This window comes from Streptomyces sp. NBC_01314 (assembly GCF_041435215.1).
Lineage (GTDB): Bacteria > Actinomycetota > Actinomycetes > Streptomycetales > Streptomycetaceae > Streptomyces.
Genome location: NZ_CP108394.1, coordinates 11,316,040 through 11,327,816 on the forward strand (window position 1 = coordinate 11,316,040; position 11,777 = coordinate 11,327,816).

Sequence of the window (11,777 nt, forward strand, 5' to 3'; positions counted from 1 at the left end):
GGCGGCCTTTCAGGAACACGATGATGGCGTGGCACGCCGCGCCGAAAAATGTGTGTCTGCGCGCGCCGCCACGTCACCACCGAGCCGGTGCCCCTGCGGATCATCCGCAGTGATGCAGTTCACAATGCGAATTGATGGATGGTCATGCATGGTCGCTGACCGGCTTGTTGGACACCATGATCTCATCCAGCGATGCCGGTGTGGGTGAGGAGGTGTTGTTGGTCGGGGTGGAGGGTGCTCCATTGAGCGCGTTGGGTGTTGGCCCAGTGTTGGAGTGTGTCGGGGGCGGGTTCGTTTCCGCTGGTCGTGGCGCGGTATTGCTGCCAGGTGCGGTGCCAGGTGTAGGGCCAGGGTGGGTTCCACCACGGGTCCAGGGCGGTGAGCGCCTCAATGGTGGCGGTGGAGAGGACGCCGGCGCGGGCTTTGCGGCGTTGCTGGCCCAGCCATCTGCCGAGGGGGAAGCCGTCTTGTCGGGTGTGCTTGTCCGGGGTGAGGTGGCCGTGTCGGGCGGCGTAGGCGCGTGCGTGGTCGATTCCGGGGCTGGCGGGGTAGGAGCGTGTGGCCGGGGCGGGTCGTTCGCCTACGACAGCATCGGGTGTGATGCCGAGGACGGTCAGGAGGTCCTGCTGGCCGGGGTGGAGATGCTCCCAGGACTCCTGCTGGACACGGATCCAGCGGCAAAGGCCTCGTGAGAGGTTCGTGGCCGGTACGCCGTCGGCACCCGTGGCTTCCGTGCGGAGGCGGTGGTAGGCCTGCTGCCATTGCAGGGGCCAGGGCGGATTCCACCACGGATCGATCAGGGTCAGGGCTTCGGCCCGGGTGGGGGAGAGGCGGCCCTGACCGGCGCGTCGTCGTTGCCAGGCCAGCCACTTCCCCAGCGGGAACCCGTCGAGGACGGTGCTGACGGGTGCGGCGATATGGCCGTATCCGGCGGCGTAGGCGCGGGCTTGTGCGAGCACAGTGTCCAGCAGACCGGGCCCAACGCGGGGAGCCGGTGGTTGGGCGGCTCGGGCTGTCTCGGCGGTGATACCGATCTTGGTCAGCAGGCGGTGCTGTTCGGGGTGGAGTGTGCCGTAGCCGGTGCACTGACGCCTCAGCCAGTCGGCCAGCTCCTTCTCAAGGTCCGCAATGCCGCTACCACCGCCGCCGGCTGCGGACTCTGACCGCTCGCGTACGCGAGTCCAATTGCGTTGCCACTCCAAGGACCAGGTCGGGTTCCACCAGGGGTCGAGCGCTGCGAGGAGCGTGCTGACCGGCCATGTCCCGCCTGTACTGCGATGGTGCTCCCGCGCCTGGTGGCGCTGTTCGCTCAGCCACCGGCCCAGCGGAAACCCCTCAGGACAAGCTTTCAGGGGCGTGGCGAGGTGGCCGTGTGCGGCGGCGTACGTGCGCGCGTGGGCCAGCCCGGGGCCCGTACCGCAGAGCTGGGCGATGATCTCGTGGGGGCAAGCGGCGGCGGTCTCGGCGGTGATGCCGATCTCCGCCAGCAGGCGCTGCTGCAGCGGATGCAACTGCTTGTAGCCGGTGCACTGTACGGACAGCCATGTGGCCCAGCCGTCACTGCCGTCCGGCCAGCTCCCTTCTGCGGCCCCTTGGCGCCGGTCTCGGGCATGAGCGCGGATCAGGTGCCAGGTTCGCTGCCACGCCAAGGGCCACGGCGGGTTCCACCACACGTCGATCGCGTCGAGTACCTGGAGGTGCGCGCCGGGTTCGTCCTGGCGGCGGGTGAGGCAACGCTGGGCAGTGAGCCACTTCCCGAGCAAAAACCCTTGGTACGAGATGTTCTTGGTGGCCAGGGCCAGGCATCCGTGTTCGGCGGCGAAGGCGCGCGCACAGTCAACAGCCTTATCGATGCCTGCTGTCCGGCTCGTTCGGCGCGGGCGTGCGCTACCGGCGGCCTGGGCCGTGAGGCCTATGTCGGCCAGCAGACGGCGTTGTTCGGGGTGGAGTGAGCTGTAGTCGGTGCACTGCAGGTACAGCCATTCCCCGGTCAGCATGTGGGTGTCGGGGAAGCCGTCGGCGGCGTTGAGGGGGCCGTGGCGTCTGACGTGGTCGCGGGCGCGGTAGTAGGAGCGCTGCCACTTCACCGACCAGGGGATGTTCCACCACGGATCCACCTCCTTGAGGGCGGCGGCCTTTTCTTCAGGCAGGACCAAGGCGTGGGCCTGCTGGTTGTGCACCCATTTCCCCAGGGCGAAGGAACCGACTCGGGTGTCGCGTTGGGTGGCGAGGTGGCCGTGCTGGGCGGCGTAGGTGCGCGCGTGGGCCAGGCCGGCGGCGAAGGCGCCCTCGGCGTGCACGCTGTGACCCCGCAGCCGTTTCTGAGCCGGCAGCCCCTCTGTGCCCGCGGTCTGCCGACGCTGGTAGCCCGCGAGAACGTCGGCGAGAGGCCGGGGCCGGAGCGCCAAGGGGACCTGCCACAGCCGCTGTTCGTCGTCTCCACTGCCGCCCTCGGTACGGATGCACTGGTACGTCCAGGCAAACAGCGCTCCGTGGGTACAGCCGGCCAGACGCTCGGTGAGCCACGAACGCCGCAAGCGATGGCCCAGCTCGCCGGGCACGCAGGGCACATCAGCCAACCGGTAAGGGAGGTGACCACCACCGTCAGCAGCGACACGGAGCCGCCAGGCCCGGCTTGCCAGAAGCGTGGCGAGGGCGACGGTCTCTGGGTAGGTGACCAGATCCCGCGCCAGGATCCGCCACCGCTGCGGATCCTCGCCCGCGGGCATGGCCGCATCCAGCCGCATCGGCCACAGACGTTCCTCGGGCCACTCCTGCGCCCACCACCAGGCTGTGACCGCTTCCGCAACCTCGAACGCCGAACCAGCGACGGGGGAGCGGCGCAGCAGCCTGCGGTGATCCGCCTGCGCCTGGACCACCTCCGGGCATCCGGCCAACCCCACGACACGGCCCCCGCTGCCAGGCACGTTCATCAGCCAGCACCGGTGGCGTGGGCAGACTCGCTGGTGCGCCGCCAGGTACACCCGGGCTGGTGCAACGCGACCGGTCCGCGCAGCCACACAGCCCGGGCACGCCGGACCCCAGGCAGCAACCGTCTCCACCCCGTTGTAGAGCCGCACCGCCGGCCGCTCCTTCGAGGGGCCCAGCGGCTCCTCCCGCGTCCAGGCCGGCAACGCATGGCGTAAGCCCACCTGCGGCACACGACACAGCGCCGCGACCCGGTCCCGGGCCGCAGCGTTCAAGAACACCTCGCTGTCGCCCTGCAGAGCCCGGACGACGCCCTGCTGGCCAGCCACTTCGGTAACCGACGACAGCAGACTCCGCACCGTCAGGCCGTACCTGTCCGCGATCCGCCCCAGGAACGACAGCGTCATCTCACCCTGCAGGGGAGCCACCCGAAAGGCACCCGCAGCCAGCAACAGCGTCCCCACCCGCCCGTCTCTTGTGACAACTATCGTGCTTCGACTCAACAAGTGTGACTGAGCGCTCTAGTTGGCGGGTAAGCGTTGGCGGCACGAGCGAGGCCCGGGCGGTGTCCTTCGGGTTCCTCAGCCGTGACGCGGTCGTTGGAACCTGTCCACCAGGCGGTGTCCTGGCGATCCAGAGCGCTGGCGCCAGGTTTAGCCGAAAATGACGACGAACACGATCGCCTTACTGGCCGCGAAGGGCACTGAGCAAGCTAGTCAGCTCTGGCGGCTGCAGGGTCTTCCAAGCAACCGGGCTAACCCCTGGAGTCATCATGTGGCCATAAATGCGATCGCAGGTAACTATGGACTGTTCAGCGACGAATAGCAGACCCTCCCAGTCGGTGACATCAAAGCTCTCACCATCAATGAGGTCCAGTGGAAAATAAGCTACTGGCCATCGGCCGAATCGTGCATTTTCGAGCGATTGCCGCATCATGCTGAGGTGGGACGTCACTCCAGTCATGGCATGGGGGCCGCCTTCGAGAAAATCAAACCCGGGAGGCCCGGAATATCGAGAAAATGCCGCCTGCCGCTCCTGATCCGCTAGATCCCAGACCGCCTCGTAAGCCTTCATGAGGCGCGCAATCCGCTCGTCGAGAACCTTTGCTTTCGTCGCTGAGACCTCATCTTGAAAGTTCAGCCTGAAGTCTTCCAGGCTAGTCAAGGTGATATTTGTATTCTGGGTAGCGCGGATTGCTCCGGCTTGGAATCCGCTCTCGGAAAAAACAAGCCCGCGATCGGCTCCGATGTCATCGACTATTCCCTGGAGCGTGAGGATTCTCTCCTTCGGAATCCGTCGCTGCCATGCCTTGCACTCGACCAGCCAGAGAATATCCACCCCGGCAATACTCAGGCGGGCCACGACGTCGATGTCATGCCGACCTCGTGCACCTTCAATGGTTTCATCGACGCGCGTATCGAATCCGAGCTCGGACAAGAAGGAGGAGACTTCCTGTTGGTATTCCTGCCATTCTGGTGTCCGGCCCAATTGAACACTCCAGTAGGTGTAAGTGGCACTAGATTCTGGCTGCTTCGCCAGCGGCGCGCCCAGTTGCACCCGACCGCGCTGGAGGTCGGCCTCGCCGACCTCCACAGTTCTGACGACCCCCGACCGGAGCCAGTTGACAAGGATTCAGGCGAGGGTCAGGGGCTGGCTCGGACATGGGGGTGAGCCTAGTCGGCGCCAGCCTCACTGGTTCCAACTCTCGTGACCAGGTTCCCACTAGCGCGTCACGTCTCAGCACCGTCGACCGCCAGCGCACAACCCGCCAAGCAAACCGCTCACCCGCCAACTAGTAGACTGTCGCGGCTAATTTTTGGGATATAGATGGCGCAGTTTGATGCGTGCGTCGTGGGTGGTGAACTGCCAGTTCACCTGACGTTGGCCGGTGTTGGTGGCGTTCTGCCAGGCCGAGAGTTCGGTGTTGAGGATGTCGAGGTCGCTGATCCTGCGGTCGAGGCATTGCCGGGTCAGCGCGGAGAGTTCGATCTCGGCGATGTTGAGCCATGACCCGTGCTTGGGCGTGTGGTGGATCTCGAGGCGTTGGGCCAGGGCGAATGCCTCTTGTGGTTCGAATGCCTCGTACAGCGAGGCGATGCCGTGGGTGTTGAGGTTGTCCATCACGAGCACCACGGTCTCGGCGTCGGGGTAGTCCACGCTCAGCAGCTGCTTGACCTGGCCGGCCCAGTCGATCCGGGTCCGCCGGGACAGCGCCTGAACAGCACGCCACCCGCGCAGGGGTTCGACCCACACGAAGATCGAGCACGTGCCGCAGCGGATGTACTCGCTGTCCTGGCAGGCGTCGTGACCAGGGCGGGCCGGCAGCGGGTCGCGGGTATCGGCGAGGAGCTGGTAGGGCTTCTCGTCCATGCACACCACCGGACATGCCGGGTCGTAGGGCCGGGCATAGACAGCCAGCACGTCTTCCATCCGGGCCGCGAACTCCGCGTTCGTCCGTGGTGGGATGGTCCAGCACTTTCTCAGGTGAGGACGCAGTTCCGTTTTTTTAAGACCCGCCCGATGGTGGAGTGGTCCAGATCGGGGATGTCCTCGGTCAGCGCGACGTGCTTCTCCAGCAGACGCAGCGACCACCGGGTATAGCCCTGGGGTGGCTGCGAGCACGCCATCGCGATCAGCCGGGCTTCGACCTCGCCGGTCACCGGCGAGGGCACCGGCGGGAGGTCACGCCTCTTCCGCGCGATCGTGGCGTGCACATCGCCACCGGTCTCGGCGAAACGCTTGGCAACCAGCCGTAACGTCTCACCGGAGACGCCGAGCCGGGCCGCGATCGCCTCCTTGGAATCCACGTCACCCACCGAGACATCCAGTGCAAGCAGCACCCGCGCACGCATGATCATCGAGGCCCCGCGAACACCCGTCGTGGTCACCCGGACCAACTCCTCACGATCCTGCGCGCTCAGCCTGACCGGCCGCTTCTTCTGTGAACCCACGACGACAGTCCTGTCTGGCAAAAGGGAGGGAACCCACCTGACACCAGCCTCCCAACCAGACATGCCATAACTAAGCAGCGACACGCTACTAGGGTGCTCAGTCACAACAAGCAGGTGCCGGGCCGCGGCCGGCGCCAGGTCAGTAGTCGAGGTCGAGGTAGTCGATGTCGTTGAGGGTGACGTCGGAGAGTCCTGCGGCGCGCCCTCCGCCGTCCTGGAAATAGACGTCCTTAAATCCTTCGGCGATGATCCCCCGCATCTGCTGGTCGCTGGCCCCTGTGTCACGGGCGTCGAACAGGCGCTGCGCGTAGGCCGGGGGGAGGTGCACGGTCAGGCGGCGGAAGCGTCCGTCGTCGGTCGTGCCGACGGGTGCGGTGTACCCGAAGCGGGCCCTCGTCTCCACCGTGATGCCGCCGGAGGCCGCGGCATGTTTCTGCCGGCGCTTGCGCACCTGTGGCTGCCACCGCTGCCGTACCGCGTCGTCGAGTTTCGCGGCGACGTCGGCGCGGGCGTGCTTGCGGGCGCCGCGCCGGTAGCGGTTGACGGAGTCGGCGGTGACCCCGAGCTCCTGCGCGACGGCCTTCGCACTGCCCAACTGCTTGAGCAGGAACCCGATCTGACCTTTCAGCGTCTTCGGCGGCTCGCGGGTGAAGGACTCCCGGTCGGCCCGCTCGATCGCGTCGTCGATCTCCCCCACGGCCTTACTCTCCTTCGTCGAGGACGGCGTCGCCGCCCTTGATGTGGCGGGCCGGGTTGAGGCCCTTCTCCATGAGGTCGACCGCCCACAGCATCGTCTGGACGCCCTCCAGCTTCGCCAGGCCCGGCGTCGGTCCGAGGCGGAACCCGCCGGGCTGTGGCTTCCCGGACGTCGCGTACGGCAGGAAGTCCAGCGGGCTGTCCCCCGGGGAGGGGTAGACGACGCAGTCGGACAGCACGGCGAGCGGGTACAGGCCCGTCATCCGAGCCATGTTGTTGAGCTTGCGGTGCATGTTGACGCGGGCCTTGCTGATGACGGCGGCGCGGATGTCGGGGCGCCAGGTCGGGCGCTGCATGGCCGGCCACGGGTCGCCGTCCTTGTAGGACTTGCCCTGGGGGCGCTCGCGGAGCTTGCCGACGCCGCCCTTCACGGTGGCCTTGATGGCACCGAGGACGGCGGTCAGGGCCGGGTCGATCTGCTTGTGCTGCTCCATCGCGGCGAGGAAGGCCCGGTCGTCCAGGTCCTTCGTGACGCCGAGGTCGGCGAGGGTGTCGACGTAGGCGGTCTTGAGGCGGTCGTGCCACGGGTCCAGGTAGGCGCCGGTCTCGCGGCGCAGGTACGCCTCGATCGGGTGCACGTCGTAGCCGAGCTCCTGGGCGTAGGCAAGGGTGTGCGTCTGGTACCAGGCCGGGCCGGTCGGTCGGCTGCCGTCCGGAGTGAACGGCGAGGGCAGGCGCGGGTCCAGCTCGATGTGGGACAGGTCCGCCAGCCAGCTCCCGGGGATCTTCGGGTTGAACTTCGGGGCATGGAAGTGGTCCGGCGCGGAGAGACCGACGACCAGGCGGGCCGCGGCGGCGAGGAACGCCGTGTTGAGGTCCAGGCCGACCGCGTACGGCAGCGTGCACTCCTCATCGCTGAGCGTCTCCACCGACCGCACCCACTGGTACGCCTCTTCGTTGAGGAAGCCGCCGGTCCAGCCGCTGTTCACGACGACGGGGTGTTCCGGGGTGGCCTCCGGTGGCGCGGGGTCCATCGGCTCGGTGCCCAGGGAGCCCGCGTTGTGGCCGGACACCCAGTTCCCGGTCTGAGGGTCCTGCACGGCCTTCGTCGGCGGGCGCAGCGCGGTCATCAGCTCCAGGCCCGAGACGGCCGTGGAGCCGCGCGGGGTGATGACCCGCTGGGCGTAGATTCCGAGGACGCGGGCGATGTCGGCCGGCTCCATCTCACAGACGCCGGGCCACGACCGGGGATCGAGGGCGTCCCACGACAGGATGGCGAGCTGCACGCACTGCCGCTCACGTCCCTGCGCCTTGCGGTAGACCCTTGCCCACGGGCCGAACCCGCGCTGCGTCAACTGCCATTTCGCCTTCGCGACCTGCTTGACCACCGGGTGGTCGTCGGGCAGGCGCAGGGAGCGGCGCTGCTCGTGGCCCTCCAGGCGCTCCGACAGCCCCAGCTTTACGGCGGCCGCGGCGGTGAGCACGATCAGCGGATCGCTGTCCTTGCCGTACCGGTTGAGCTTCGCGGCACCGAGGCCGGACTCGCGCAGCGTCCACTCCACCAGCTCCACCACCGTGGTCGCCGGGCAGTCGAGCACGATCCCGTCGACGCCGTACGCGGAACCGTCACCGTCCAGCACCGCGAGCGGACCATGCGGGAACCGCGAGTCGGCTACGGGCGCGGAACGCTTCTTCGCCGGACGGCGCGACGTCGCCGACTCAGCCTGGACGACGGGCACCTCCACTACGGCGGGCGCCTCGGGCACGGCCGGGCCGGTGAACGTCTCCGCAACCGGTTCCGGGTTGAGCGCGGGAGCCGCGGCGGGCGTGACAGCGGGAGCTCCGTGGGCCGGGTACTTCGCGGCCCACCCGTTCAGCAGCCGCTGGTAGGCATCCAGGCGCGGCGACTTTGGCTCCGAGCGGCCGTTCTCCCAGTTCTTCACCGACTGGGTCGTCGTCTTCAACGTGGTGGCGAGGCGGGCCTGGGTGATGCCGGCGGCCTCACGGAGCCGGGCACGCTCCGCCGGAGGCGGGAGATGCGGCTCCTCGTTCAACAGCGCGTCGACGGACGCGAACAGCTCTTCCTCAGATGCCATTCCCTGCACCTTCACATCAGGACCCGATACTGCTTAACCAAAAACTTATCCCACTCCTTAACCTTCCCGTGCCCACTCCAACCCCAGCGCGGCGAGCGCGGCGAGTTTGTCGAAGGTGAGCTTCGCGCGACGGCTTTTGCTGTTGCTGAGGAACACTCCGAGTCGGACTTCTGTCCCGTCCTCCAACTGCTCTGTGTGGCCTCTGGGGACGGTCACGGAGCCCTCCCGCGCCTTGTACTGCGCCAGGGCTGCAATACCCCGTTCGAAGGCTCCAGAGGCGCCCTGGGGGGCCTTGGCGGGCGTTTCCTGCTCTGGTGGGAGCGGTACGACACCAAGTTGCTCCAGGCGCTCGCGCTGCCCGTCCATCAGCGAAGCCCACACCGCCGGTTGGCGCTGTTTCGCGGCCCATCGTCCGATGTCCATGCCGTGGACCGTGACGCCGGGCAGGACATCGGCCTGGCCCTGTTCGTCGCGTACGAGTTCGCGCACGGCCGCGTAGTGGCGTTGCCATTCGGCCGGCCACTCGGGGTTCCAGTCTTCGTCGACGGCTTCGAGTGCTGTCTTCCAGTCGGGGTGGTCGTCCAGCGCACCAGGACGCCGCAAATTCGCGAGCCACATCCCCAATGGTCTATCCAGCATGGCCGCCGTGCGGGGGGCGCAGAGTGTCCAGTGTTGGTCGTAGTACGCCTTCGCGGCTTCCAGGTTCTCCTGGAACCTCTCATCGGCCATCGACCACACCATGCCGAGCCGCTCCAGGCGCTGCGCGCGCTGCCCGTTCATCTCCCCGGCCCCGTACGCCCGTCGCTGCTCCGCCACCCACTGTCCAAGAGGTGTCGCGCCCTCGCGGTGTCCGTAGGGCACCCTCGCGTTCCCGACCCGCTCGACGTACGTCTTCAGCTTCGCCCAGCCGCGGGCCCAGTCCTGACGTTCGGTGTCGATGACGTTGAAGGAAACCCAGTCCGCGACCATCACCGGGTCGCGCGGAGCGGCGAAACGGAGCAGCAGGCGGGATTCGTCCTCGCCTTCCTCGGGCGGCGTACCGATGTGCTGGGACGGTTGCGCGACGTCCTTCTGCGGCTCCTGGGGGATCGCCAGCAATTCGATTGCCTCTTCGTCGTGAGCGCGTAGACCTTCCAATACCTTCACCAACGGGCGATACGACCCGGAGGTGAACATATCCTCAGGTGTCTCTTCCGGCTGGAGGAATACCGGCACGATCAGAGAGGCGAGCTTGCCCTGTCCCGGCTTCTGACGCAAAGCGCGCCCGATAGCCTGGACAATGTCATGCGGCGCGCCCTTGGGATCCAGGAGAGCCACGGAATCCACGGCGCGAATATCAACGCCCTCACCCAATACGCGGCAATTCGAGAGAATGGCACGCAGTGCCGTGGTGCCGAATTTTCCCAGGACTCCGCGCCGGCGCTCGGGTACGTGCTCGCCGCAGAGCCAGTCGGCCCAGATCTGAGCCGGGTACCGCTCAGGCTGGTCGGCGTGCAGCTTGGCCGCAACCCGCTCCAGGCCCTCCGCGTACGCCTGTGCCTCGATGGTGCGGTGGTGGAAGGTGATGCACGTCGACAGGTCGTGCTGCGCCATGGTGTGCAACAGCGCCGCCTGCAAGGCCCCGAGCCGCTGACCCCGCACCTCCTCACTGCGCCGCTCCTCACCCATCAGCCGCTCCGGGGTGACGACCGGGTCCTGGAGCTCCAGGACGATGATCTGGTACCGGGCCAGCAGCCCGCGCGACACCGCCGACGCGAGCGAGAGTTTGTAGAGGACGGGCCCGAAGACGGTCTCGTCGTCCATGGAGGCCGCCATCTCCCGCGGCAGCCGGTCGCGCACCCCCTCAGCGACCTCGCGGTTCAGCCGCTCTTCCCAGATCCGCGGCGTCGCCGTCAGGTACAGCCGGCGCGCCGACGGAATGACTCGCTGGTCGTGCACCGTGGCCCAGGCCTTACCCATCGAGCCACTTGTCCTGTGGGCCTCATCAACCACCGTCAGGTCCATGGGAGACAACCGCTGCCCGTAGGCGCCCTCGAACGCCTCGGAAAGGACACCGAGGCTGGCATACGTCGCGAAGACGGTGACCGGCCCCTGCCCATGCCACAGGGCGAGCTGTACCGGATTCGTTGTGCTCCGGACCTTGAGATTCCACAATTCCGGATCGTCCTGAAGAGAACACACCGCGACCGCCGGGCCCGTGTGCCCGGCGGCATTCCACGTCTGAACCGTCTGGGACAGCAAATCCAGCGTCGGCACCAGAACGAGAATGCGGCCCTTGGGCGCGAGCCGCTTTGCCGCCGCAGCCGCGATGATGGTCTTTCCCGTTCCGCACGCCGCGTGTACCTGTCCGCGCAGGCCATTCCCAGGAATCCCGCCCGGCGGGATATCGAGACCGCGCACAATGGCGGCAACGGCCTCGATCTGGTGGTCACGTAGTTTCACGGCCATTCCCGTGTTCTCCTTTTCGCGGAATGAAGCGCGTATCAGATTGGAGATTCCCGGAGCGGCGAATGGCCCAGGGGCGATGCTGTCTGTTCCCAGACTCTACACAGTGCACGAGTATGATGCATCACTCTTGCGTCAACTTCCGCACTCTAGGGTGACACGTGGCCGATTCCCGCCTTCCAGTGATCGATCGGGGTGTATGCTCGCGAGGTTCGGTGGGGTTGCGTACGGACAGTTGAGAACGGGGGAGGGGTTCGGGTGGAGCGCAGTGGAGCCCGTCACTACGGTGGGGCTGGCACTTCGTCAGGCCGACGATCCGTCACATGCGTTGCAGAGGTGGTAGCTGGGAATCCCAGACCCTACACAGTCCCACACGCGATGCACCTCCCCTTGCTGCCAGCCCAGGCGACCGCGCTTGCGCGGGTGCCCCAATTCGCGCTTGCGCGAATTGCATTCCGTTCCAGAATTCCGTTTACGGAATTCCATTCCCGCGCTTGCGCGGGAATTCGAATTGCGCTTGCGCAATTCGTGCACTATGCAGCGCGCCAGCGCTGCATATCCGCCGGTAAGCACACCGTTCGTCCCCTCCGGATGCAGGTGTTGCTGTAAGAGCACAGCGAGTCTTGGTGTTTTTAGGCATAAGTGAAACGCTTTCGCGTTT

7 protein-coding genes and 1 pseudogene are annotated in these 11,777 nt (G+C 67.0%); all 8 read right to left on the reverse strand.

Going from position 1 to position 11,777, the window contains the following annotated elements:
• Window positions 1-182 precede the first annotated feature (182 nt).
• Window positions 183-2,933, reverse strand: a complete 2,751-nt coding sequence (locus tag OG622_RS50045) for a helicase associated domain-containing protein (protein WP_371583961.1) — start codon at window positions 2,931-2,933, stop codon at window positions 183-185.
• Window positions 2,934-2,945: 12 nt separating this feature from the next.
• Window positions 2,946-3,392, reverse strand: a pseudogene (locus OG622_RS50050) (TniQ family protein); the annotation flags it as partial.
• Between the two features lie 220 nt (window positions 3,393-3,612).
• Entirely contained in the window at window positions 3,613-4,521 is a 909-nt protein-coding gene (locus OG622_RS50055; RefSeq protein ID WP_371572146.1) for a restriction endonuclease, read from the reverse strand.
• Between the two features lie 216 nt (window positions 4,522-4,737).
• Window positions 4,738-5,520 carry an IS630 family transposase gene (locus tag OG622_RS50060; RefSeq protein WP_371572145.1) on the reverse strand — a complete coding sequence of 261 codons (783 nt, stop codon included), beginning with the start codon at window positions 5,518-5,520 and terminating at the stop codon, window positions 4,738-4,740.
• A complete protein-coding gene (locus tag OG622_RS50065; protein WP_371572144.1) occupies window positions 5,409-5,879 on the reverse strand; it encodes a helix-turn-helix domain-containing protein in 471 nt (156 codons plus the stop codon). Before OG622_RS50065 ends, OG622_RS50060 begins: the two co-directional genes overlap by 112 nt.
• Before the next feature lie 139 nt (window positions 5,880-6,018).
• Window positions 6,019-6,576 carry an XRE family transcriptional regulator gene (locus OG622_RS50070; protein ID WP_371572143.1) on the reverse strand — a complete coding sequence of 186 codons (558 nt, stop codon included), beginning with the start codon at window positions 6,574-6,576 and terminating at the stop codon, window positions 6,019-6,021.
• 4 nt (window positions 6,577-6,580) lie between these two features.
• Window positions 6,581-8,671, reverse strand: coding sequence for a helix-turn-helix domain-containing protein (locus OG622_RS50075; protein ID WP_371572142.1), 2,091 nt, complete (start codon window positions 8,669-8,671; stop codon window positions 6,581-6,583).
• A gap of 57 nt (window positions 8,672-8,728) precedes the next feature.
• Window positions 8,729-11,119 carry a Helicase associated domain protein gene (locus OG622_RS50080; protein ID WP_371572141.1) on the reverse strand — a complete coding sequence of 797 codons (2,391 nt, stop codon included), beginning with the start codon at window positions 11,117-11,119 and terminating at the stop codon, window positions 8,729-8,731.
• Window positions 11,120-11,777: the final 658 nt, after the last annotated feature.

Coding starts and splice junctions, on each gene's coding strand:
- OG622_RS50045 (WP_371583961.1), bottom strand. CDS start 2,933: ATGAACGTGCCTGGCAGCGGGGGCCGTGTCGTGGGGTTGGCCGGATGC.
- OG622_RS50080 (WP_371572141.1), bottom strand. CDS start 11,119: ATGGCCGTGAAACTACGTGACCACCAGATCGAGGCCGTTGCCGCCATT.
- OG622_RS50075 (WP_371572142.1), bottom strand. CDS start 8,671: ATGGCATCTGAGGAAGAGCTGTTCGCGTCCGTCGACGCGCTGTTGAAC.